The 23,700-nt window shown below is 69.9% G+C and carries 16 protein-coding genes; 8 read left to right on the top strand and 8 right to left on the bottom strand.

The window, feature by feature from the left end; genetic code table 11:
• Positions 1 to 1,005 (bottom strand): PDR/VanB family oxidoreductase, encoded by a 1,005-nt coding sequence (locus ABZX96_RS32650; protein ID WP_355551391.1) that lies wholly within the window; start codon positions 1,003 to 1,005, stop codon positions 1 to 3.
• A gap of 103 nt (positions 1,006 to 1,108) precedes the next feature.
• Between ABZX96_RS32650 and ABZX96_RS32645 the strand changes: the two genes are divergently transcribed.
• A complete protein-coding gene (locus ABZX96_RS32645; protein WP_355551389.1) occupies positions 1,109 to 1,762 on the top strand; it encodes a TetR/AcrR family transcriptional regulator C-terminal domain-containing protein in 654 nt (217 codons plus the stop codon).
• 509 nt (positions 1,763 to 2,271) lie between these two features.
• On the opposite strand, the gene ABZX96_RS32640 is transcribed toward ABZX96_RS32645, so the two are convergent.
• The 4 genes from ABZX96_RS32640 to ABZX96_RS32625 all read right to left on the bottom strand — a co-directional run bounded on the left by ABZX96_RS32640 (position 2,272) and on the right by ABZX96_RS32625 (position 6,725).
• A complete protein-coding gene (locus ABZX96_RS32640; protein ID WP_355551387.1) occupies positions 2,272 to 3,405 on the bottom strand; it encodes a serine hydrolase domain-containing protein in 1,134 nt (377 codons plus the stop codon).
• Positions 3,406 to 4,044: 639 nt separating this feature from the next.
• A complete protein-coding gene (locus tag ABZX96_RS32635) occupies positions 4,045 to 4,680 on the bottom strand; it encodes a macro domain-containing protein (protein ID WP_355551385.1) in 636 nt (211 codons plus the stop codon).
• A gap of 570 nt (positions 4,681 to 5,250) precedes the next feature.
• A complete protein-coding gene (locus ABZX96_RS32630; RefSeq protein ID WP_355551383.1) occupies positions 5,251 to 5,913 on the bottom strand; it encodes an RES family NAD+ phosphorylase in 663 nt (220 codons plus the stop codon).
• Positions 5,913 to 6,725, bottom strand: coding sequence for a hypothetical protein (locus tag ABZX96_RS32625; protein WP_355551381.1), 813 nt, complete (start codon positions 6,723 to 6,725; stop codon positions 5,913 to 5,915). Before ABZX96_RS32625 ends, ABZX96_RS32630 begins: the two co-directional genes overlap by 1 nt.
• Positions 6,726 to 7,478: 753 nt before the next feature.
• Here ABZX96_RS32625 and ABZX96_RS32620 point away from each other — a divergent pair.
• From ABZX96_RS32620 to ABZX96_RS32605, 4 genes are all read left to right on the top strand, one after another.
• Positions 7,479 to 11,780: a trypsin-like peptidase domain-containing protein gene (locus ABZX96_RS32620; protein WP_355551379.1), complete on the top strand. Its 4,302-nt coding sequence runs from the start codon at positions 7,479 to 7,481 to the stop codon at positions 11,778 to 11,780.
• Positions 11,781 to 12,613: 833 nt separating this feature from the next.
• Entirely contained in the window at positions 12,614 to 15,076 is a 2,463-nt protein-coding gene (locus tag ABZX96_RS32615) for a glycoside hydrolase domain-containing protein (RefSeq protein ID WP_355551377.1), read from the top strand.
• A gap of 35 nt (positions 15,077 to 15,111) precedes the next feature.
• Complete coding sequence (locus tag ABZX96_RS32610) at positions 15,112 to 15,531, top strand: hypothetical protein (protein WP_355551375.1); 420 nt, start codon at positions 15,112 to 15,114, stop codon at positions 15,529 to 15,531.
• Positions 15,531 to 16,208: a hypothetical protein gene (locus ABZX96_RS32605; protein WP_355551373.1), complete on the top strand. Its 678-nt coding sequence runs from the start codon at positions 15,531 to 15,533 to the stop codon at positions 16,206 to 16,208. Before ABZX96_RS32610 ends, ABZX96_RS32605 begins: the two co-directional genes overlap by 1 nt.
• Positions 16,209 to 16,520: 312 nt before the next feature.
• On the opposite strand, the gene ABZX96_RS32600 is transcribed toward ABZX96_RS32605, so the two are convergent.
• The 3 genes from ABZX96_RS32600 to ABZX96_RS32590 all read right to left on the bottom strand — a co-directional run bounded on the left by ABZX96_RS32600 (position 16,521) and on the right by ABZX96_RS32590 (position 19,523).
• Positions 16,521 to 17,618 (bottom strand): hypothetical protein, encoded by a 1,098-nt coding sequence (locus ABZX96_RS32600; RefSeq protein WP_355551372.1) that lies wholly within the window; start codon positions 17,616 to 17,618, stop codon positions 16,521 to 16,523.
• 354 nt (positions 17,619 to 17,972) lie between these two features.
• Positions 17,973 to 18,230, bottom strand: a complete 258-nt coding sequence (locus ABZX96_RS32595) for a hypothetical protein (protein ID WP_355551370.1) — start codon at positions 18,228 to 18,230, stop codon at positions 17,973 to 17,975.
• 393 nt (positions 18,231 to 18,623) lie between these two features.
• A complete protein-coding gene (locus tag ABZX96_RS32590) occupies positions 18,624 to 19,523 on the bottom strand; it encodes a LysR family transcriptional regulator (protein ID WP_355551368.1) in 900 nt (299 codons plus the stop codon).
• Positions 19,524 to 19,692: 169 nt separating this feature from the next.
• On the opposite strand from ABZX96_RS32590, the gene ABZX96_RS32585 reads away from it, so the two are divergent.
• The 3 genes from ABZX96_RS32585 to ABZX96_RS32575 all read left to right on the top strand — a co-directional run bounded on the left by ABZX96_RS32585 (position 19,693) and on the right by ABZX96_RS32575 (position 23,345).
• On the top strand, positions 19,693 to 20,583 hold the full coding sequence (locus ABZX96_RS32585) for an NAD-dependent epimerase/dehydratase family protein (protein WP_355551366.1): 891 nt from the start codon (positions 19,693 to 19,695) through the stop codon (positions 20,581 to 20,583).
• 110 nt (positions 20,584 to 20,693) lie between these two features.
• The gene (locus tag ABZX96_RS32580; protein WP_355551364.1) at positions 20,694 to 21,764 is read left to right on the top strand and encodes a DMT family transporter; all 1,071 of its coding nucleotides are present in this window, start codon (positions 20,694 to 20,696) and stop codon (positions 21,762 to 21,764) included.
• Positions 21,765 to 21,971: 207 nt separating this feature from the next.
• Positions 21,972 to 23,345 carry an amidohydrolase family protein gene (locus ABZX96_RS32575; protein ID WP_355551362.1) on the top strand — a complete coding sequence of 458 codons (1,374 nt, stop codon included), beginning with the start codon at positions 21,972 to 21,974 and terminating at the stop codon, positions 23,343 to 23,345.
• Positions 23,346 to 23,700: the final 355 nt, after the last annotated feature.

Here is a 23,700-nt window from a genome sequence, read left to right as displayed (position 1 = left end):
TCAGACATCGAGGACCAGCCGGGGGGTGCGGGCCCGGGAGACGCAGAGGTACATCCGGTCGCCCTTCTCCCGTTCCTCCTCGGAGAGGATGCCGTCACGGTGGTCGGGAACGCCTTCGAGCACCCGGGTCTCACAGGTGCCGCACACGCCCTGGCGGCACGAGCCGGCAACCGGCAGGCCCGCGTCGGAGAGCGCGTCCAAAACGCTCCGCTCCGCCGCGACGTTCACGGTCCGGCCGGACCGGGCGCAGACCACCTCCACCGCGGCGTCCTGCCGCGTCCCCTCCCCGGCCCGCGGCCGGAACCGTTCCACGTGCACGGTGCCCCGGGGCAGGTGCGCGGCACCGTCGGACACGGCGTCCAGCAGCGGTCCGGGACCGCAGGCGTACACGGCCGTGCCCGGGCGGGCCTGCCCCAGCAACGCCTCCAGCGGCATGCGCCCGCCCTCGTCCCCGGGATAGACGCGGACGGCATCCTGGTGAGGTGCCAGGGCGCCGAGTGTGTCGCGGAAGGCCATGGAGGCGGCGGTCCGTCCGGCGTAGACGAGCTGCCACGACGCGCCCCACGCGGCGGCCTGACGGGCCATCGGCAGAATCGGGGTGATGCCGATACCCCCCGCGACGAACAGGTAGGAGTCGGCCGGTTCGAAGCGGAAGTGGTTGCGGGGGCCACGGATCCGCAGCGGCTGGCCGGGCCGCAGGAACGCGTGCACGTACTCCGATCCCCCGCGGCTGGCCGCATCCCGCCGCACCGCCACGCGATACGCGAACGGGTCGCTGGGAGACCCGCACAGCGAGTACTGCCGGACGATGCCCGTGGGCAGCAGCAGATCGATGTGGGCGCCGGGCTGCCAGGCGGGCAGTCGCCCGCCGTCCGGCCTGGCCAGCAGGACGGAGACCACTCCGGCGGCCTCCCAGCGCAGTTCGCGCACGATCACCGGGGTTTCCTGGGGCCCGGTCTTGGGCGCCTCCGGCTCGACGGCGGCGGGTACGGTCTCGGTCGCCATCCCCCCTCCTTCCTCCTTCGGGTCCGCTTCCCGCGGACGGCCGAAGACTAAGCAGTAACAGCGTTAACAACCGAGAAATGACGCTAGTGATAACATCGTTAACATGTCAATACGGGAAAGCGGTGCCACCGCCGCGCGCAAGGGCCCCCTCCGGCAGGACACCGTGGTGGACACCGCGCTGGCCCTGGTCAACCTCGGCGGCCTGGAGTCACTGACCATGCGGCGCCTGTCCGACACCCTGGGAACCCAGCCCCCCGCCCTGTACCGGGTCTTCCCCGACAAGGACGCCCTGCTGGACGCGATGGCCGACGCGGTACTGGCCGGCGCACTCGGCCCGCTCCCCGAAGCCGACTGGGAGACCCGCGTCCACGTCCTGGCCGACCGGCTGCGCTCCGCCCTGCTCCGACAGCGCGACGGCGCCCGCATCGTGGGCGGCGCCTACACCACCCGGCAACCCACCCTGGCCATCGCCGACTCCCTGCTGAGCGCCATGGGAGAGGCGGGTTTCACCGAAAAGGCCGCCATGTGGGCCGTGACCACCGTCTTCTCCTTCATCCTGGGCGAGGCACTGGAACAACAAGGACGCACCGACGTGGACCTGGAGCACGTGAAAGCGACGCTTCCCGCGCAGGAGTACCCGCACCTGGCCCGGCACCCGCTGCCGGCCCTGCTCGACTTCGACGCCAGGTTCGCCTTCGGACTCCAAACGATCATGGCCGGACTCCGGGCGGCACGAGCACACCGCCCCCCGGCCTGAGCCCAGCCTCCACCGGGTGCCTCCGGGCAGGGCCCGGCACCGTTCGTCCGCTCCGGCACCCGGTGGCACGTCTCCGGGGCGGACGAGCGGCACATCCCCGGGCGGACGAGCGGCTCGCCCCCGGGCAGACGAGCGGCTCGCCCCCGGGGCGGACGAGCGACGCCCGCGCCGTGGCCCGAAGACGCGCGATGCCGCCGAGCAACCCGGGCGTCTTCGCGGCGGAGCCCGAAGGGCCCGCCCGAAACCCACCCCGGCCGAGCGGCCGGTCCCGACCCGTGACCGGCCCGGCCCCTCCCGTCCCCTGCCCCCGCACCCCCGCCAGGGGACAGGGGACAGGGGACAGGGGCACAACAGCGCGACCCGCACCCACCGCGCGCCGGTCCACGGCACACCCGCCACCCAACGACCAGCCGACCCGAAAAACACAACCGCCTAGCTGATCACAGCCCTCAACGAAGGGCTATGACCAGCACTTTCACACCCAACAGGCCCAACAGGACCAACAGGCCCTAGCCGCACAGCGCGTCGTCGAGCACCTTGCCGATGGGCTCACCAATGCGCTCGTCGGCGGGCCAGTCGGCGAGGTTGGCGGAGAGCACCACGCGCCGTTCGCCGTCCCGCGTGGTGAACGCCAGCGTGGCGTAGCCGGGGATGCCGCCGGTGTGACCGATCGCGGTGCGCCCGCAGCTGAGCGTGCGCTCCTTGAGCCCGAGTCCGTAGCGTTCGCCGGGTTCCCCGGTGGCCACGGTGCGGTTCATCTCCTTCCACTGGACGGGCAGCAGCAGTTCGCCCGACGTCAGCGCGGTCAGGAACCTGTCCATGTCGCGCGGGGTGGAGACGATCTCCCCGGCCGGGCCGGCGAAGGAGGGGTTGAGGGCGGTGATGTCGGTCGTGCCCAGGTAGCCGTGGGCGTGGGGGCCGGGGATGTCGGTGCGGTCGCCGGGGACGAAGGTGTGGTGCAGCCCCAGCGGTGCGATGATCCTCTCCCGCACCTCGGCGGCGTAGGAGTGGCCGGTCACGCGCTCGATGATCAGTCCGGCGATGAGGTAGTTGGTGTTGGAGTAGCCGTAGCCGGTGCCGGGCGGGAAGTCGGCCGGCTTGGCCGCGGCACGCCGCACCTGGTCGGCCGCGTCGTAGTGGCGAAAGCGCGTACGGACGAGCTCCTCGCCCTGGGGCAGGTCCCGCGCAGTGTCGTGCAGTCCACTGGTGTGCTGGAGCGCCATCCTGGCGGTGATCCTGTCGCCCTGGGGCACCAACCCCAGGGGCAGATAGCGCGAGAGGGGCGCGTCCAGCGCCACCTCCCCCTGCCCGACGAGCTGAAGCAGCACCACCGACGTGAACATCTTGGTGGCACTGCCGATGCGGAACCGCCCCTCGCGCGGCACCGGAGCCCTCCCGGCTCGCTCGGCGCTGCCGGACCGGGCCAGCCAGGACCGGCCGCCCTCGGTCACCCTCACCTGCGCCCCGACCGCGCCGCTTCGGGTCAGCAGGTCCAGATCGTGCTGGACCTCGCGGGCCGTACCGGCTGTATCAGCTGTACCGGATGGACCGGAACCGGACGACGCCGCCGCGGCGGGGAGGGCCAGGGAGCCCACTGCCGCGGTGGCGAGCAGGCAGGTGAACAGAGACCGGAAGACGCGCATGGTGCCCCTTGGTGTCGTGTGCCGAACAATTGCGCACACCCACCCCACACTCCGCTCCTCCCCAGGTCACGGGGGCCATCCCCCGACCTGGGGTAGGAATTCCCGAACCCTGCCGCCAGGCGCCGGAAGCAACGGCTCCGTTCACGCCCACCGCACACCGGCCAGCGGCACACCGGCCCAGCCAGCAGACCATCCAAATGAAACAGCCCACGCCGACGCCCCGCCCGCCGCGTCCCAACCCACCAGAAAGGCGGCCAGGGCACAGCGCGGGGGCGGGGGCTGCCGTAGGAGACGAGGCAGACCAGCGCGGGCAGGATCAGCCACCGAGCCGCCGGCCGGGCAAATCCCTCCGAAGGCGAGGTGCCCCGCCGAAATGCCCCGGCGAGGCGCCCCGACGAGCAGCGCAACAGGGAACTCCCTTTCGCAGAGCCGCGCCGGCACGCGGGCAAAGCAACCGGAGCGCTACCCGCCAGCTCTCCACACCACCCGACAGGCCCCAACCCCATGCCCGAGCCCTGCGGACTGCGGACTGCGGATACCCGGTTCCTCTTTGATCACCGCCATGCACCCGCACCCCCGTGGCGGGTGCATGACGGTGTTACCTGGCGCCCGCCCCCCTCGGCGCCTCGGTATGTACAGTCAACCGGACCGTCTGGTCGCCGACAGGGCGGTCTCCGGGCGGATTCTGGCGGGCAGTTGCTCCAGAAGCGCCGCCGCCGCGGGGTTGCGTACCACGAAGTGGATGTCCCACTCCGCGCCCCGTGCCAAGTCCGCTTCCACGGCCGCCCACAGCGCGCTGATGCTGGTCTCGTACGGGAGCCCGCCACGGCCCGCGCCGAGCAGGGGGAAGCACACCGAGCGCAGCGGGGGGTCGAAGTGGTGCTGTTCTTCTGCCAGTAGGGCGAGGGCCCGGGCGGCTGCCCGGGTGATGTCCGCGGGCAGAACGTCGTAGTCGTTGGTCCCGCTGCGGGGGACAGCGACGGCGGCGTGGTAGATCCGGCGTATTCCCTGGTCCGCCAGGGCGCCGGCGCTGGTGGGGGTGACGGTGCCGGGCGCCACGGGGCGGCCCAGGGCTCCGTGTTGTGATGCCCAGGCACGCAGCTCGTCGTGGATCCGGTCGGCGAGGACCTCACCCGTGGGGGCCTGGACAGCCCCGGCGCGGCGCAGGGATGCCGAGACCGAGGACTTGTACGGCTCGGGCAGAGCGAGGAAGACGTTGATGGGCGACACCACGACATCGACGTCCCGCAGCATGTCGACCGGGTGAACGTGCACATGGACGGTGTGAGAACGGGAACCCGCGGACGCGGAGAACGACCGGTGCGTCGCGGAAATCGGACCGATAGGAGCGACAGGACCGTTAGAAGCGACAGGACCGTTAGGAACGACAGGACCGATAGCTATTCTGGGGATTTCCGGCGTACGGGCGATGGTCTCGGCTATCTGACCGAGGACCATCACCTCCTGGTCTTTGCGGAATCGCTCGGTGCTTACTCCGTAGATTTCCGCCGCGCGCCTTCTCCGGTCCGCGGCCGGCCAGTCCCGCGTGCCCTGCGCGAGGCCGAGAGAATAGGCGGCGGCCGTACGCAAACTACCTTCGTCAAGCCGTGACACCGCGCTTCGGAGCAGTTCTTCAATGGCCCCGCCCGGTGCCCGTGCGGCTGCTGCCCGCTCCAGTGCGGGGAGACGGAGAGTGCGCAGGCGTGTGAGTCCGGCTCTCCTGATGTCTTTCAGTTCTCTCAGAATTGACGTGTAGTCGTCAGCGCTCACCGGCATGCCTGGCAGGATGGCATTGCGCGCCAAGGGCGGACAAGCACGGCAGGGCGGCAGCGGACGCCGATCAGATCAGCTCCAGGGACTGACGACGGCCGCGCGCAGCGGCGCCAGCAGCCGGTTGACCGCGGCGATTCCGGTCGGGGATCCCAGGTCCTGGAATTCGGGGACCGGCACTCCCGTCAGCGACTCGTCTCCGCACCGGTCGTGGAAAAGCACGGAGGCGAGTCGTGGCCGGTGTCTTCGGGACTGCCATATCAGGCCTGCGGCGCCAGGAGCCTGGGCCCGCATTTCGCTTGCCCAGCGCCGCGTCTTGGCATACCCGTCTCCGTCGGTTTCCAGCAGCCAGGAGTCCTGGCAGACGGCGGCCAGGTCTTCCTCGCTGACCAGGGAGATGAGCTGCTGGTCGCAGCGTGCCCGGACCATGCTCAGGGATTTGCGCGCGACGGCGGCGTACGGGACGAGGCGCATCCCCGACTCCGTGTCGAAGTCCAGTGAGCGCAGGAGCGTTTCGGCGAGGGCGGTGGTCGGATCGCTGGCCAGGTACAGGTAGGGGTACGGGTCGTAGGACGTGCCGTCGAAACGGTTGCCGCCGAAATGCGCGTCGACGGAGACGGGGTTGAACTGCTCCGGCGAGCGCGTTTTGTTGTGGACGCGCCACCATGTCGTCCCCGCGGGCAACTCGTAGATGTTGGGACGCATCGCGTACAGGGCGGGGGAGACGTTGCCGGTCATCAGTCCCCCTCCGCCAGCGCGTGGGCGGCTCCGGCCAGCGTCTCGTCCGGCAGTACCCCGAGGAAGGAGACGGGAGGGCCGCCGAGCCAGGTGTTGCCGCTGAGCCACCAGTCCGCGGCGCCCCAGGGGTCGATGTGCGCGAGCAGCATGCGGTTGACCTGCCGCACCACAGGGATCGGTGGTCCGCCGGGTCCGAGGGCGAACTGGAATGCCGGATAGCGGGTGCCGCGTCGCGGGTCGTCCAGCCGGATCAGTTCGTGCGGAGGAGATCCGTCGCCGCACCGTTGGCGCGCTTCGTCGGCGGAGAGCGAGGGGGCTGTCAGCAGGCGGCGCTGCACCCCCGCGATGATCGCGGCGGTATCCGGTCCAGGATCAGGAATGTCCGCAGGCTCCATGAGCCCTCCCGTGGGTGTCCAGGTGGCGCGCTCGCGACCGTTCAGCCGCCCAGGGCCGCGCCGAGGAGGAAGCCCTGGGACATGAGGTTCCGGCTCTTCCTCCCAGGGGGAGGTCAGGTTCTGGTCCGGCGGCCTGGTCATCACGGCGCCCGTGGCACGCACCGGCCCGGGCGGGCTCCCCGGAGAGGGGACGAGCAGCGCGTTGAGCGCGGGCCATACCGGGTGGTCGCCGGGAAGAGACCTCAGGGCGAGCCGGATCGCGTGAACGGCTCGCATGACCGCGGACGCGTCGCCCTCCGCGTCGGCGAGATCCCGCATGCCGCTGCGGAGCAGTGCGTGCTGCCCATCGTCCAGGCGATCGCGGATACCGTCCTCGTGCTCCCTGATCACAGCGAACAGGTGTGCCGCGCGGTCCATCCGGCCCTCCTCCCGATGTCTTCCGTCCCCAGGCGTCCTGCGCGGGCCCTGCTGACGGCCGGCCAGGCCGGTTCAATGATGCACCGCTTCACGGCCCGTCCGCCTTGCCCTCGGCCAAGGCGGTGGCGGTTCCGCGATCACTCTGCGCTTCCGGACCGGTTCCTCACCTCAGCGGCTCCGCCGGGCTCGTGGCCGTGGGTGTCGCTCCGCACCAAGCAGTTGCCGATCAGGGCAGGAGCACTCGGGTGCCCGTGGATCAAGCGGCCGTACACGGTCCGTTGCCCAGGACGCGGTCTGCCGGCCGCACCGATTGTCCAATTCCTTACGATGGATGTCTGATTTCCCGACGTGGATGTCCGCTTTCCCAACGATGGATGTCCGCCGCGGCTCGGGGGCATCTGGGGAAGTCGATGACGTCGATGGCGTCGTCACCGGGGCGGCGTTCCGGCCCGTGGGTGGCCCGTGGGTGGCCCGTGGGTGGGCGGAACGCCATGGGAACGGGAGCGGCCCCGGCCAGAACGGGCGTGTGGCCGAATTCCACCGCAACCCAGGCAGCTCGCACCGTTCTCCGTAGGATGCCGCCGGAATCGCCGGTTGTTCATGCTCACCGCTGGATGCGACTCGGGCCCGGGTGTGTCCCGGGCCGCGCCGCGTCACCACCTCCCGCCGGCTGAGGCGGTGGTGGACTTTCCGCCAGGGGAAGCATGCCGACCGGCTCGCACAGCAAACACCGAGGCCTTACGGGAGCGCATCTTGACAGACGGCACCACCCAGATACCCGCTGTGCTCTCCGGCGCGGTGGCCCAGGTTCTCGACCGGGACGGCGGTGTGGCGGGAGCGGGCTTCCTGGTCGACCGGGGCACCGTCGTGACCTGCGCGCATGTCGTCCATGCCGCCGGTTACGCGCCCGGGGCCACGGTGTGGCTGGCCTTTCCGCACACGGGCGCCACCGGTCAGGTCCCGGCGGAGGTCCTGGCCGGGCCGTGGCGGCCCCCCGAGTCCCAGGACATCGCCGTCCTGCGCTTGAAGACCACTCCCCCGGGCGTGGAGCCGTTGCCTCTGGGAGCGGCGGACGGCACCCGCGGACACCGGGTGCGTGCTTACGGGTTTCCCGCCCAGGCCCCGCCCGGCGGTCACTTCGGGTACGCGGTGGCCGGTGACCTGCTGGCGGCCGGCAACGGCTCGGGCCCTCTTCTGCAGCTGACGGGCGCGAACGATCTCACCACGGGGTTCAGCGGCGGGCCGGTGGTCGACGAGAGGACCGGGCTGGTCATCGGCATGGTGACCTCCATCGCCGCCCCGGACCAGCACCTGAAAGGCCTCTCCCTGGCCTATGCCACGCCCACCGAGGTCCTGCGGGAGACCTGGCCGGATCTCGTCGAACAGCAGGTCTGCCCCTACCGGGGCCTGGAGCCGTTCACGGCGGAACACGCCGAATGGTTCCACGGCCGCGACGCCGCGGTACACAGCGTGCTCGCGGCGCTGGGCAGGCAGCGGCGCCTGCTGTTGCTGCTGGGCCCCTCCGGTGCGGGCAAGTCCTCCCTGGTCCGGGCCGGCGTCCTGCCCGCCCTGGCCGAAGGCCGCATACCCGGCAGCGACCGCTGGTTACCGATCCTGGCCCGCCCGGGCCAGGACCTGCCGGCCGAGCTGGAACGCGCGGGACTGCCCGGAGCCGCCGCCGACGGCATCCTGCCCGCGATCCAGCGCCGCCTGGCCACTGCGCCGGACCACGAGCGCCTGATCGTCGTCATCGACCAGTTCGAGGAACTCTTCGCGCAGGCTTCCCCGGCGAACGGGCACGAGCCTGGGAGAGCGGCACGTGCCGTGCGGGAGCTGGTGGCGGTCGGCGACTCGCACGCCGCGGTCACGGTGGTACTGATCATGCGGGACGACTTCTACCCCCAGCTCGCGGCCTTGGCCCCCGAACTCCTGGAAGCGGCGGCACCCGGACTGCTCAACGTGCCCGCCACACTCGGCATCCCCGAACTCCACGCCATCATCACCCAGCCCGCTCTGGCGGTCGGAGCACGTGTCGAAGACGGTCTGCCCGAACGCATCATCAACGACATACTCGCCGCCAGCCCCACCCGCCAGGCGTCCATCACCCTGCTCCCGCCCCTGCAACTGGCACTGCGCCAGTTATGGGAACGCCGCGTGGACGGCTGCCTCACCCACCACGCCTATCAGCGGATCGGCGAGATCACCGGCAATCTCGCGACGTGGTGCGACACGGCCCTCAACCAACTGCCGGACGAGCAGCGCCCGATCGCACAGCGGATCCTGACCGCACTGGTACGGCCCGCCGACGAGGCCCACGCCGTCCCGGCGACACGCCAGCAGGTTCCCCTCGCCCGCCTGCGCGCCCTCACCACCGACACCGCGGACCCCGACCACAGCGGCGTCTTCGACGACGTACTGGCCGCCCTGACCCGCCACCGCATCATCACCACCGGCACCGTCACCCGTCCCGGCGGTGCTCCCGGCGAGCCGACGGCCGAACTCATCCATGACGCGCTCATCCGCGACTGGGGCGACCTGCGCGACTGGGTGGCCGAAGACCACCGCTTCCAGGTCTGGCTGCACCGCGCCGCCGAACAGCACACACGTCACACCGGCAGCGGACTTCCCGCGGACCTGCTGGACGGAACCGCCCTGGCCGAAGGCACCGAATGGGCCCGCCAGCGCCCCCTGCCGGCAGAGATCACCGCCTTTCTGACCGCCAGCCGGCGACGACAGCGAGCCGCGATCCGCCGCAGACGGGGCATCATCTCCGTCCTCGCCGGCATCCTCGGCCTCGCCCTGGTCCTCGGTTCCCTCTACGTCTATCAACGGCAGGTGGCCCGGGAACGCGACGCCGTCGCCGCTTCCCGCGCCCTGGCCCAGAGCTCGGCCGACCAGCAACGGGACAATCCGGAACTGGCCGCGAAGCTGGCCATAGCGTCCTACGACGCCTCGCCGACGCAGGAGGCACGCAACGCGCTGCTGCGCAATTACCTCGGCACCGCACAGCTGCATCGGATGTTGTCCGGAACCGTGGGCGGAGTAAGCAAGTTCCAGACCAGCCGGGACGGCAACGTCGTAATGACCGTTTCCCATAGGGGAAAGGCAACAGTCTTCGTGAACGCCGTCACGGGCACGGTGCGCAGCGAACAGGTGGACACGCCGGTCCTGGCCACGAGCCCCTTGGTGTCGGGTGACGGCAAACGAGTTGGCGCCGTCCTCGACGACGGCTCGATCGTCTGGTACGAGGTCGGTAAACCAGGGAACCGGATTCTTGGCGCCCCGCACCGCCTTCCGGCAGTCCAGGAAATCAGGGGATTCAGAAATCCCATAACACACATAGACCTCACGTCCGCCATGTCCGATGATGGACACCGGGTGGCCGTCAGCTCCGCCAAAGACCTTTCCGCCGTCATCTGGTGGAACACCGAAACAGGAAAGACGGAAGGAAGAAACCATCTCTCCGGAGTCCATATAAGTCACGTGCGGTTCAGCTCGGACAATCGCAGCCTCTTACTGGGAGACACGAACAAGCTGTTCCTGGTGGACAGGAAAACCAACTCCGTCAGGGCCCTGGTGAACGGAGTCACCGACTACGCCGTATCAGGAGATGCCACAGCAGTGGTCACCTGCAGAGAAGAAGGCCCGCAGGTCACCCTTCGCAGTCAGAGGGTTTCCGACGGGGCCGAGCTGGGTCGCTTCGCAGGAATCTCCGACATGGAAAAACGCGGAATCAGTTGCTCAAATCTGGCTACCGACGAGAAAGGCCTCCTGGCGATCTCCGGTGATCACCCGCCGCAACTACCACTGATCGACCTGAAACGCGGCCGGTTCATATCCAGAGTCCACTGGCAACCCGCCGGGAAGTCGGACTTTCAGAGCCTTGTCACGACCGGCGACAAACTCCTGCTGGTCAGCGGTCACAGCGCCTCCGTGAACATCACCGACATACCCACATTCGACGCCGGCAAGATCAACGAAGCCGCACTCACTCGCGACGGAAAGCGCGAAATAGTGCTAGTGAATGGAGGCTCTCTGATCCAGATCAGGGACGCCACGGACCCGCGGAAGGTCATAGCGGAAGCCCATCGGCCCAAACCTTTCTGGGTACACGAGTACAGTAGGGTCAATCCTTCCTCCGCGGCGACCTTCGCCCTTCATGAGAGGAAAAACCTACTGGCCGACCGTGTCGGCAAGGACTCCATCGCCATACGTGACGCCACGTCATTACGACAGAAAACGCTCATAAGGATGCCGCATTCTCCGCAAGGCGCCGACGGAGATATTGATAAGTTCATTTTCGGCCGGGACGGAAACCTGATCACCTCTTCCGGCACACTGATCCGGCAATGGGACTCCCTCACCGGCCGGGAGCTCGCACGTTACGACGTGGCTGCTCTCGGACATTCAAAAGAAACCGCCTACGGAGCGCCCGACAAGCCGGCAAACTTTTCCCTCTCTCCGCATCCAGGGGCGAACCAGGTCGCGATTGTCTGGCCGGGTAACCCTGACATCAACGTGGTGGACATGCGAAAGGGCCGCATCACCGCACGCTATGCCACCGGCCCCGACGTCATCGACGTCGCTTTCGATCGCGACGCCCGCTACCTCGCTGTCATAAGAATCGGGTCCACCGTCGAACTATGGAAGCGCAGCCCACTCCGCAAGGAACTCGGCCCGCTACCTGTCAGCACAGACACCCCCGACCGCTTGGGCTTTCTCAACGGCGAAGGTCGCTTCTCGTACAGCTACAGAAACAAGATACAGATCTACCGCGCGGGCTCACGCGCTTACGAAACGTCCTGGGACCTCGGACAAGGAGCGGGCGCGGACGACGCCGAAAGCCCCTTCCGTTATTGGGGGGTCCTTGGGATTTCCGATGACGGAAAAACCATCATCTTGACCACACCCGACAAACGCGACGCTCAGCTCATATCGTTCCGCCCGGAAGTGTGGCGCAAAAAGCTCTGCGACGTCATCGCGAAACGTGAATTCACCAAGGAAGAACGAGAAAGTCTGCCCACCCGTCTTCCCACCGCCCCGCTGTGTCCGTAAACGTGCCCACGATCGCGCGCCGGCCGGTGACCGCTTCCTGTCCCGGGCCGCCGTCGGCGTCGGCGAAGCCGGGGGACGGGAAACCCCGGCAGCGGCACGGCCGGACTGACCGAGGCCACCGCCCTGCTGGGGCTGGGCCGGGACAGCGAGGCCCGTGCCCGCGCCACGGCCGCCCACCAAGAGGCCCTGGCCGACGCCGACCCGCACCACTTCCGCGTCGCGGAGGCCCGCGCGCTGCTCGCCCGCGTCCACGGCGACGGTCGGCCATGACCACGGAGCCTGACCGGCCCCACGCGGCCGACGCCGCCCGATGCGCCAGTGCCAGTGACAGCGACAGCCCTAGCGACAGTGACAGTGACAGTGACAGTGACAGTGACAGTGACAAGGATCACACCCCTACCCCCGCCACTCTCCGTACGCCGCGCCACCCCGCACGCCCCACGGCCGCCTGGCCGAAAACCGCCCCCCGCGCACGACGGGGCGCCGACGCGCGGCGCCCGTCCCTCGTCCGCCTCGGTGCGGTCGGCGGCCCACCGACCGCACCGAAGGTCACGCGAGCCGAGCGCCAGGCCGAGTGGCCGAGTGTGTTCGGTTCCCGGCGGCCGAACTCTCCCGAATGCGGGGGGAGGGCCGGGAATCCGCATATAGCGCGAGACCTCGGACCGCGGGATCACGTTGAGTGATACGCGCTTTCGCGCCGGGCGCCGGGTTCGTCCGATCCCCTTTTCAGCGTTGCCTTGATCGGCTTGAGTGTGCAGGTCTCTTTTCGGAGAGCCGGCCGGTCAATGACGCATGGCGATCATGCGTGAGCAGATACCGTGGGGTGATTTGCCGTGGCGGACGACAAGGTTCTTGACGCCCAGAAATGGGTCAATGCGACATACGGAAACGTGGCGGGCTACGTACGATGTCCGGAAAACGGCAAAACCGGCTGGCCTACCATGAACTCCCTGATCATGGGTTTGCAGCACGAGTTGGGCATTTCTCCGGTGGTGGCCAGTTTCGGCCCCACCACGATGAACAAGGTCAAGGCCCTCGGCGACATCGGGTTCGGCTGGAACAAGAACTCCAACATCGTGCGGATAATTCAGCACGGTCTCTTCTGCAAGGGTTACTGGGGCGCGAACGGATTCGGTGAATTCGGCGCGGTCACCACGGAGGCGGTCAAGGCGCTCCGCGTCAACATGGGGCTCCCGGACGGCGGTATCGGCACCGCGGGCGGCACCGTCACCCCGCAGATTCTCCGGTGCATCCTCAACATGGACGCGTACGTCGTCGTGGCCGGCGGAACGGAGAAGATCCGGAACATCCAGCAGTGGCTCAACAGCCGCTACTGGCAGCGGGACGCCTACTCGATCGGCCCGTGCGACGGCATCTACTCCCGGGACGTGCAGAAGTCCCTGGTGATCGCCATCCAGTACGAGCTGGGGCTCACCCCCAACGGCAACTTCGGCCCCGGCACCCAGGCCGGCCTGCGGAACCGTACCGTGCGGGAGGGCGACTCCGGCATCTTCGTCGAGCTCTTCACGGCCGCCTGCGTCTTCAACGAGCCGGTGATCATACGCGGCCTCGACGACCAGGAGGTCCGCACGACCTTCAAGAGCACCTTCGACGCGAAGACCCGGCAGTTCGTCGAGATCTTCCAGGAGTTCTCCCAGCTCTACAAGAAGGGTGATTCCTTCTACGGCGTGGGCGAGTACGACACCTGGTCGCAGTTGCTGGTGTCCATGGGCAACGCGGACCGGGCGGCGACCGGTTCGGACACGCGGTTCGAGATCACCGCCGCACGCGGGCGCTGGCTGTACGACAACGGTTACCGCCTGGTCGGCCGCTACCTCTACGACCCGCCGGGCTCGACGCTCGACAAGGAGATCAAGCCCGGCGAGCTGCAGACCATCTTCGACTCCGGTCTGCGGGTCTTCCCCATCTACCAGGACAACGCGCGCCAGCTCTCCGACTTCACCTACTCCCAGGGCTTCCAGCACGCCCTCAACGCGCACGAACTGGCCACCAAATACGGCTTCAACCGGGGCACCACGATCTACTTCGCGGTCGACTACGACGCTCAGCAGGGGGAGATAGACGGCTACCCGCAGGGCATCGTCACCTATTTCAACGGCATCGTCGCCGGCCTCGCCAGCAAGGGAAGAAAGTATTTCCACGGGGTCTACGGCTCCCGCAACGTGTGCATCAACGTCACCGCCAAGACCGGTGCGCGTTTCTCCTTCGTCTCCGGCATGTCCTGGGGCTTTTCCGGGAACCTCGGCTACCCCCTGCCCGCCAACTGGGCGATCAACCAGATCAAGGAATTCAAGGTCACCAACGGCGCGGACACCTTCGACCTGGACCGGGACGTCTGGCGTCGCAACGCCGAGCCGGGCGTCGGTTCGGTGAACAACACGGGCGGGCCCGCCGACGGTTACATCGCCTACGTCCAGCGGCTGTACGACCACGCCGTCGCGTACAAGTCGTCGAACAACGTCGGCACCAACGCCAGCCGGCTGGTGATGGAGTACATCCGCCACCTGAAGTACCGCGGTGTGAAGTGGTGGTGGCTGGCGGACAGCTACGACGACGGTTTCGTCGAGTACTGCGACTCCCGCGGCATGTCGGTCCAGGACTCCTTCACCGACCCCATCACGGGCTACCAGCTCGACGCGACCCACCTGATGGCCACGGCCAACGGCTTCCTGGAGAACGCCGACCCGTCCGACAAGAAGGAGTCCACCGGCGGCGACATCGCCGGCTGGGGCGGGGACATCATGACCTTCTGGGCGGACTGGCGGAACTCGGTGGACGAGTACGCCTCGCCGCTCACGTTCTGCCAGGCCAAGCTGGCCATCCCCGGCACCGTCTCCAGTTTCGGCTACACGGACATGCTTGAGGATGTCGACGGTTACCTGCTGGCCAAGCACGTCGCGGGCGGCGGGAACATCGTCGACTGGATGAAGGCGCACTACAACAACGGAGGTGGCCTGACCCGCTTCCGCAGCCACTTCGACAAGCGCTGGGGGAACGCCACCGACGCGCGCGCGTGTTGCTGGGACGTGCTCGCCGGGCCCTCCGACTTCACCGTCAACGCGGCCCGGCTCGCGCTCATCACCGGCGCGGGCGCCGCCCTGCCGGCGGACTTCGTCCTCCTGCCGGGCAACACGGAGAAGCTCGCCCTGTTCTGCCAGGGGTTCACCGACCGCCAGCTCTCCCTCATCGGCCTGGAGAACAGCCTGGCCGCCCAGTACAAGAAGAATCTGGCCACCTACCGCAAGCAGGCCGCGCAGCGGGCGGCGGCCCGGTAGACCGATAGACCGGCGAGATCCTGCAGGGTTGTCCCATGGCCGTCATTCTCATTCCGATACTCCTGCCCCTCCTGGCCGGACTGTGGTTCTGGAGCCGTCCGCTGTTCGCCGGCACCTGGCGCCGCAGCCCCGCCTGGTTCACCTGGAGCGCCGTGCTCCTGCTGCTGGGCGCCGGCATCACCTACCTCCTCGGCTCCCTCGCCGGGGCGTCGCTGGACCCGGAGGAGGCCTGCCACCGAGCGGGCGAGACCTACGACCGGGCGTACCGCACGGCGAACTTCGAGGAGTACACCCGCTGGTTCCCACTGCACGACAAGTGCCACGCGGGCTACGACCTGGTACCGGCCTGGGTCAACCCTGTCTTCGCCACGCTCCCCGTACTGGCGCTCATCTGCCTGGCCTACGCCGTGGGCCTGGCCGTCGTCCGACGCCGCACCAAGAAGAAGGGCACCTGATGAACGATCTGAGCAGACGCCGCGTGCTCGCCACCGCCGGCGCCGTGGCCGGAGCCGCCGCCCTTGGCCTCCCGGCCCTCACCCCGACCGCGACCGCCGCCCCGCTCCGCCCGGACCAGGCGGCGACCACCTGGCGCGGCTCTCGCTCGGCCAACGGCTGGAAGATCCTCGGCCAGGCCGAAACGCACCCCATCGAGGGCAGCGGCCACTCCGTCCGCCTGGCGGGCGGCGAAGCCGCGACCCTCCTGCTGCACGTCGCCCGCCGGTTCCACTACGAGATCGACGAGCTCCGCGCGGACGACGTGACGGGCCACCGCACCTCCCGCACCGTCCGTCGGCCCCACGAGTCCAACTACCTTTCGGGCACGGCGATCGCGATCCGGCCGCACGCCTACCCGCTGGGTGTGCGGGGCGGGCTGTACCCGCACGAGCTGGTCGTGGTGCGGGACATCCTGGCCGAGCTGGACGGCGCCGTCGCCTGGGGCGGCGACTTCGACGTGCCGCAGGAGTCGCACTTCGAGGTCGCCCTGGGCCCGACCCACCCCAAGGTGCGGGGCGTGGCCCGCAAGCTCCGCACCTGGCGGGACACCCCGGGCCTGGGCGCCGGAACGGTCGACGCCTTCGAGCCGGGACGCCGCGAGGACGCCGAGGCGTTCGTACGCCGCAGCGGCCACTGAGGGTTTCGGTTCGGGGTGATGGTGTTTCGGTGGGGGGTGTGTGCCTGTGGTGGGTGTGTGTCCGGGGTGAGTGTGTGTCCGGGGTGAGTGTGTGACCGGGGCAGGTGTGTGACCGGGGTGTGCGGTATCCCGACAGGCACGGCCTGAGCGGCGGGCGGCGGGCTCGGCGGGCTCGGCGGGCGGCGGGCTCTGTGGGCTCGACACCCACCCCCGCAAACACCTGCCAGATCACCGAACAGCCCGGCGCCCGCGGCAGATCGCCCCGCGCGGCACACCGCCCACCGCCCACCGCCACCTCGCTTGTGCGGGCCGTCAGTGCCCGCTCGGGTGGACGGTGGTGTCGGGGAGTTCCAGGCCGGTGCAGCCGCGGCGCTCGGCCTGGTCCGCCGCGAACCGGTTGAGGAGGTCCCGCACCTCGCTCATTGGCAGCGCCGACCGGGAGCTGCCCCGGGCGTGGCTGTCGGCAAGGAAGTTGGCGGCCTCCCGGCCGCATCGGGCCTTGGCCCGGCCGAAGTGCGGGCCGAGCATCGCGTCGCGGGGGCTGCGCCCCTCAGGGATGCGCACATTGGCCGCGAACAGCATCTCGAAGGGCTCGTCCGTCCAGTCGCCGTACCAGCCGGTGAGGTCCACGGCGGACTGGCCCGTCCCGGAGTCGATCAGCGAGCAACTGGTGATCGGGGCCCGCGCGTCCGTGGGCGCGACCACCCGCCACTCCTTGCCGGACGGGCTGTCGGGCAGCCTGGCTCCGGCCAGCCAGCCGCACATCGTGTCCTTCGTCTGGCTCAAGGTCAGCTTCCGGGCGGGTTCGACATCGTCCGGCAGCGGCAGCGGGGCGGCCCCGCAGCCGATCTCGGCGCTGGCGCCGTTGGCGATGCGCACGGCCGTGCGCAGGGACTGGGGCGAGGGGTCGTCCTCGACCGCGTGGACGTACACGGTGGTCACCAGGCGTTGCGTGCGGCCCCGGGAGTCGCGGCCGAGCTTGGGGCACTCCTGAATGATCACGGGACCGAACTGGCCGTAGAAACCGGGGACGGACCGGGGAAAAGCGTAGTGGGGCTTGCTCGGAATGGTGAACTCCAGGGCCATCGGGTCCGCCACCGCACCCACGCCGGTCTGTGCCTCGATCTTGAGGACGAAATGCCGCCCGTCGTTCTCGTTCACTCCGCATCTGAGCAGGCTGCTTCCGGAGCCGAAGGTGTCCTTGCCGGCCCGCAGCCGTTCGTTCGGCAGCAGATCGGCGAGTTCGCCGCCCGACAGGTTGCCCCCGCACAGCGTCGCGGCGTACCACCACGGCTGCCACACCGGCTTGGCCCACCAGCCGACGCCCGCGAGAACGGCGAGCACCACCGCCACGATCCCGAGCGTCTTCTTGCCGGGCAGCCACCGCCGCCCCCCTGTCCCCGTTGCCATGACCCGCAAGCTCCCCTCTTCCCAGGACATCCCCCAACGGGCGCAGCTTACGTGGCATGTGCACGCGGTGAGGCGTGGGGTGCGGGCGGTGAGGCGCGGGGTGGGGGCGGGGCCGGGAGCCCTTGTGGCCGAGGCGAGTTCCGCGCTCCGTGGACGCCCGCGTCCCCCTGAGCGTCACTGTCACGGCCGACCAGTCGGTAGGGCGACTCCCCGCCGTTCGAGCCGATGCTGGAGGCGACCCGCATGCCGCGGAATCCGCGGTCGGCATGTCGCCGACGGTGAACCGGACGGCCCCGCCCGCCTCGTGCCCGCCGAAGACGGGTGCGGCTCAAGAGCGCGCCGACGGGCGCTGTCTCATCCCGTCGGCTTCAGGACATGGCCGCAGACGGTACAGACCAGGCCCAGGGCCAGGACGACCCATGAGGAGGTGAGCAGGCTCGCGACCTGGAGCAAGAGGCCCAGCCCCCACAGCCGGGGGTTGCGCACGATACGGCGTAACGGTCGGCCGGGCACACGGTTGCGGGTGAAGGCGTAGATGCCCAGCGGGCCCACGCACACCAACGCGGCGGCGGCCACGCCCCAGCTGAACAAGACCAGCGAACCGTATGACATGGCACTCCCCCGCCCGGATTGTCCTGCACCGGACACTACGCCTGGCCAGGAGGGCCTTGCCAGGAGGGCCTTGCCAGGAGGGCCTTGCCAGGAGGGCCTTGCCCGGTGGGTCGGCGGTCGCACTCCCACGGGCGAGGGGGCTCGGCCGAGGGAACCGATCGCGGACTCCATGTGCTGTCCGAGCCGCGTCCTGGTCCCAAGGGGCCGACCAGCACCCCGCCGACAAGGCCGCACCAGGGGAGGCGCCCTGTTTCCCATTCGTCCGGGACCGGTATCTCCGCCGTACCGAGGGCACAGCTCACGGGCCCGCGCCGGCCGCGGGTGCCTCGGTCGCCCCGGGCGGCGCCGTCGGCCACGGCGCGGCTCCCGTCCGCCCGCTTGGCGGCCAAGCCGTCAGAAGCTGCGATCGCGCCGGACGTGGTGCGGGATGAGGTCCAGGAATGCGTGCAGGGCGCGGGTCGGTGGGCGGGTTGCCGAGGCGACGACGCTGAGGGTCCAGGAGAGGTGGGTGCCGGTGAGGGGGATCGTCCGGACCGTGCCGCCGGTGTGTTGGGCGAGGTCCGGGGGCAGGAGTGCGATGCCGAGGCCGTGGGCCACGTAGTCCGCGATGGTGGTGATGTCCGATACCTCGATCAGGACCCGGCGGGGCAGGTCCGCCTTGGCGAAGGCGTCGTCGACGAGGTCGCGTTGCCCGAAGCCCGTGGGCATGTCGACGAAGGTCTCCGCGGCGATGTCCCGCAGCCGCACGCTCGTCCGGTCCGCCAGGGGGTGGCCGGCCGGGACCAGGAGCTGGACGTCGTATTTCTTGACGGGCCTGGCCTTGAGGTGCTCGTCCGTGACGGCGGCGCCCACGAACGCCACGTCCACATGGCTTTCCTTGATCCGTTCGAGGAGTCCCGCCGTTCCCCGCGGGGACGTCTCGGTGCGCAGCCGCACTCCTGGGTACCGGCGGTGGAAGTCGCCCGCGAGAGCGGGGACGTCGATCACGGTGAGGCCGCTGAGCACGCCCACGGTCAGGCTGCCGCGCAGCCCCGTGGCCACCGGTTCCACCGCTGCCCGGGCCCGTTCCAGTGCCTCCAGGGCGGTGCGTGCCTCGGGCAGGAAGACCGCACCGGCTTCCGTCAGCCGGACCGAGCGCGTCGAGCGGGTGAGCAGCTCGATCTTCAGGTCGCTCTCCAGCGCCTTGATCCCGGCCGAGAGCGTCGACTGGGTGACGTGCAGCCGTTGAGCGGCCCGCGTGAAGTTCAGCTCCTCGGCGACCGCGATGAAGTACTCCAGCCGTCTTTGATCCACTCTGGTCCACCGCCTCTCATTCATCGATGTTGCCGATTGAGCTTTCGAAAATCTTCGTTGGACACGATAACCAGTCGGTGTGACGGTTGTCGTGCGGGCCACCCCACCGCCGGAACTCCGCTCCGGCCCCGGGCCCCGCCCCCGTCCACCTCCAGGAAAGAGGAACCTCATGCATGTCCTGCTGACCGGCGGCACCGGCTACATCGGAGCCGCCGTTCTCGACCGCCTCGTCTCCACGGGCCACCGGGTGACCGCTCTCGTCCGCGATCCCGGCAAGGCCGAGCAGGTCCGGGCCCGGGGTGCCGAGCCGGCCGTCGCCGACCTGTCCGACAGCGAGGCCGTTCACGACCTCGCGGCGGCGAGCGACGGGGTGATCCACCTGGCCTCCCCCGGTGACGGGACGAGCGCGGCCGTCGACGAGATCGCGGTCACCGCCATCCTGCGTGCGCTGCGGCACACGGACCGGCCGTTCGTCCACACCACGGGCGTCTGGGTGCACGGCAGCGGAACGGCGATCAACGAGACGAGTCCCATGAACCCGCCGCGGCTGGCCGCCTGGCGCATACCGCTCGCCGAACGCGTACGGGAGGCCGAAGGCGTCCGCACCTCGGTCATCGCGCCCGCCGTCGTGTACGGACGCGGCGGCGGACTGGTCAACCTCGTCGCCGCCGGTGCCCGGACCGAGGGGAGCGACCCGGCCCTGACCATGATCGGGCCCGGCGACCAGCACTGGAGCACCATTCACGTGGACGACCTGGCCGCGCTGTACACGCTCGCGCTGGAGAAGGCCCCGGCCGGCTCGTACTTCCTCGGCGCCAGTGGGGTGAACCCGACCGTCCGCGAGATCACGGAGGCGGTGAGCCGTTCGCTGGGGCTGTCCGGGCACGTCGAGCCCGAGCCCGTCGTCCAGACCCTCACCCGCCTCGACCTGCTCGGCGAGGCGCTCCTGCTCGACCAGCAGGCCACGGGTGACACGGCGCGACGGGTGCTCGGCTGGTCGCCCGAGCACCCGTCGATCCTCGACGAGATCGCGGGGACGCGTTTCTCAACCGCCCTCTGATTCCTTCGAGGCCGCACTCCCACGTGGGGCGGCTCTCGCACGTGTGCTCCGGGCCGCCTCGCCCGGCGACCCGGGGCACCGTGTCCCCTTTCCCGAGGAAATGAAATGAAATGAGCACTTCCACCGCTTCTCCGGCATCAGGTCCACGACACGCCGGGACGGATACGCGACGCCCGGGCCCCGGCCGTCCGGGCGCGGCGCGCCGCGGTTCCCTGTTCGTCCTGGCGGCCGTCGTCACCGGCATGGTGGTTCCCGTCCAGGCGCGGCTGAACGGTGAGCTGAGTCATCGTCTCGACGACGGGATCGCCGCGGCGGCCATCAGCTTCTCGGGCGGGTTCGTCCTCCTGACGGTGCTCGCGGCCTTCTCCCCGCGGATGCGGGGCGCGCTGCGGGCGTTGGGTGCCGCCGTCCGGGAGGGGCGGCTCCCCCGCCGGTATCTGCCGGCGGGTGTGCTCGGGGGCACGTTCGCGCTGGCCCAGTCGACCGCCGCGCTGGTCACCGGCATCGCGGTGTTCACCGTGTCGGCCATCGCGGGCCAGACGCTCGGCGGGCTCATCGTGGACGCCCGCGGCATCGGGGGCGGCGTGAAACAGCGTCCCGGCGGGCCCCGGCTTCTGGGAGCCGCCGTCATTCTCGTGGCCGCCGTCATATCCGCCCTCCCCCGCCTCGCCGACGCCCCCGCGCCCGCCACCGTGGTCCTGCCCGCACTGGCCGCCCTCGCCGCCGGTTTCCTGCTGGGCCTCCAGCAGGCGCTGAACGGGGCCTCCGCCGCGGCCTCGGGCTCACCGCTCGCCGCGACCTGGCTCAACTTCTTCGTCGGCGCGGTGTTCCTCGTGATCGTCTGGTGCGTCAAGGCGCTTGTCGACGGGCCGTCGGGGCACGCGCTTCCCGCCGACTGGTGGGTGTATCTCGGCGGGCTGTGCGGTGGGGTGTTCATCGGCGCGTCCGCGTTCCTGGTGCGGCGGATCGGGGTCCTGCTGCTGAGCATGGCCTCGATCGCGGGGCAGTTGGCCGGCTCGATCGCCTTGGATCTCCTCGTCCCCTCCGGCGCCCTCTCCCCGTCCCCTCTGACGCTCCTCGGGGCGTTGATGACCTTCGCCGCTGTCGGGATCGCTTCCCGGCGCTCCCGTGGCGGCGATCGCGACAGCGGCAGCCCCCGCGCGCACCGGGCGCGGTCCTGAGCGGCTTACCGCGTTCGTTCTCTCCCGTCCACGGGACGAGCCAGAGCGGCAAGAGCAGCCAGATCAGCAAGAGAAGTAGAAGAAGCAAGAGCAGCAAGACAAGCAAGAGCAGCAAGGCAGTGCCGCGCATGGCGCACGTACGGAACGCGTACGTCATGCGCACGGCATGCGTACGGCGACGCGTACGCCACGAAAGGAAAACCACAGGTGACCCCCAACAGCCACCCGCTCCCCAACGACCGCGTCCTGATCAAGGGCGCGTACCTGATGACCCAGGACGAACAACTCGGCAACTTCGTCGGTGACATCCTGATCACCGACGGCAGGATCGCGGAGATCGGCCGGGCGCTGCACGACGACCACGCTCGCGTCGTCGACGGGACGGGGAACGCCGTCCTTCCCGGGTTCATCGACACCCACCGGCACAACTGGCAGGGCGCACTGCGCAGCCTCGGTCCCGCCTGGACCTACCAGGAATACCGCAGCCAGGTACAGATCGGCCTGGGGCAGCACTTCGAGCCCCGGGACGTGCACATCGGGAACCTGGCGGCGGACCTGCTGTCCCTCGACGCCGGCGTCACGACCGTACGGGACGAGTCCCACATCAGTAACAGCCCCGAGCACTCGGACGCGGCGATCGCCGCTCACTGGGAGTCGGGAATCCGCGCCGTCTTCGATCACGGCTGGCCGTCGACGGAAGCCGAGCAGTGGCAGTTCGGCAGCGCGCGCACGCATCCGGACGACATCCGGCGGATCCGCGAAGAGGTGCTGTCCGACGACTCGGCGCGCGTCACGCTCAACGCCATGCTGCGCGGCCCGGAACTGTCCACCCCCGAGGTCGCCGCCCAGGACATCCGCCTCGCCCGTGACCTCGGCCTGCGGATCAGCATGCATGTCGGACTCGGCGAGTGGGGGGCCGAACAGCAGGCCATCCGGCAGCTCGCCGAGTCCGGGCTGCTCGGCTCGGACATGACGTTCATCCACTGCTGCACCTCGACGGACGAGGAGCTCAGGATGCTCGCCGCGCACGGCGCCACCGCGTCCGTGGCCAGTGCGCTGGAGGTCTTCATGCCCGGCCTCGGCCAGCCCGCGACCAACCGGCTGCTGGCCGCCGGCATCCGCCCGAGCCTGAGCGTCGACACCGAGACGATCGTCAGCGGTGACATGTTCGGGGTCATGCGGGCCGCCCTGGCCTATCAGCAGCTCGTCATCGCCGGAGCGGCCGGGCCCATGGACCGCGTTCCGGACCTGCCGGTCTTCGACGCGGCCGACCTGCTCGCCTTCGCGACCATCGAAGGCGCGCGGGCCTGCGGCATCGACGACCGCACCGGCAGCCTGACGCCCGGCAAGGAGGCCGACCTCATCATGATCCGGCTCCAGGACACCAACCTCCTGCCCGCCACCGACGTGGCCGCCGCGATCGTCGCGGGAGGCCACGCCGGGAACGTGGACCTGGTGATGGTGGCCGGTGAGATCGTCAAGGCGGACGGGGCCCTGACGGGCGGCCACGCCGTCCTTGAGGAGGCGGCGGCCTCCCGCGACCGGCTCTTCCACGCGGCCGGCTTGCCTCTGCCCGCCTGAGGCGCGCCTGTCGTCTCTTATCGGAGGCTGCTTTCGGAGGGCTGCCTTTGGAGGGCTGTTTTCCGAGGGCTGCCTTCGGGGGGCTGCCTTCGGAGACGCCATTGTCTCCCTCGGAGGGCTGCCTTCGGAGACGCCGTTGTCTCCTATCGGAGGCCTTCGGGACGCGGTACCGGGAGCCGGACGGCGCTCAAGCGAACGGTGACCATGCCGGCTCACGGGCCGGGGCCCGCGCCCGTGTCCTCGTTCTCCCCGGCGCTCGGCACGGCGCGCATACCGGAGGGGGGGGGGGGGGCCGCGCGGGGGCGGGCGGGGGGCCCGGAGTTGGGGTCGGGGGTGGGGGGGGGGGCGGAGACGC

Origin of the sequence: Streptomyces sp. NPDC003077 (assembly GCF_040611095.1) — a bacterium.
Lineage (GTDB): Bacteria > Actinomycetota > Actinomycetes > Streptomycetales > Streptomycetaceae > Streptomyces.
This window is presented reverse-complemented; position numbering and strand designations above follow the sequence as displayed.

Coding starts and splice junctions, on each gene's coding strand:
- ABZX96_RS32580 (WP_355551364.1), top strand. CDS start 20,694: ATGAGCACTTCCACCGCTTCTCCGGCATCAGGTCCACGACACGCCGGG.
- ABZX96_RS32625 (WP_355551381.1), bottom strand. CDS start 6,725: ATGGACCGCGCGGCACACCTGTTCGCTGTGATCAGGGAGCACGAGGAC.
- ABZX96_RS32630 (WP_355551383.1), bottom strand. CDS start 5,913: ATGACCGGCAACGTCTCCCCCGCCCTGTACGCGATGCGTCCCAACATC.
- ABZX96_RS32605 (WP_355551373.1), top strand. CDS start 15,531: ATGAACGATCTGAGCAGACGCCGCGTGCTCGCCACCGCCGGCGCCGTG.
- ABZX96_RS32640 (WP_355551387.1), bottom strand. CDS start 3,405: ATGCGCGTCTTCCGGTCTCTGTTCACCTGCCTGCTCGCCACCGCGGCA.
- ABZX96_RS32585 (WP_355551366.1), top strand. CDS start 19,693: ATGCATGTCCTGCTGACCGGCGGCACCGGCTACATCGGAGCCGCCGTT.
- ABZX96_RS32600 (WP_355551372.1), bottom strand. CDS start 17,618: ATGGCAACGGGGACAGGGGGGCGGCGGTGGCTGCCCGGCAAGAAGACG.
- ABZX96_RS32645 (WP_355551389.1), top strand. CDS start 1,109: ATGTCAATACGGGAAAGCGGTGCCACCGCCGCGCGCAAGGGCCCCCTC.
- ABZX96_RS32595 (WP_355551370.1), bottom strand. CDS start 18,230: ATGTCATACGGTTCGCTGGTCTTGTTCAGCTGGGGCGTGGCCGCCGCC.
- ABZX96_RS32610 (WP_355551375.1), top strand. CDS start 15,112: ATGGCCGTCATTCTCATTCCGATACTCCTGCCCCTCCTGGCCGGACTG.
- ABZX96_RS32650 (WP_355551391.1), bottom strand. CDS start 1,005: ATGGCGACCGAGACCGTACCCGCCGCCGTCGAGCCGGAGGCGCCCAAG.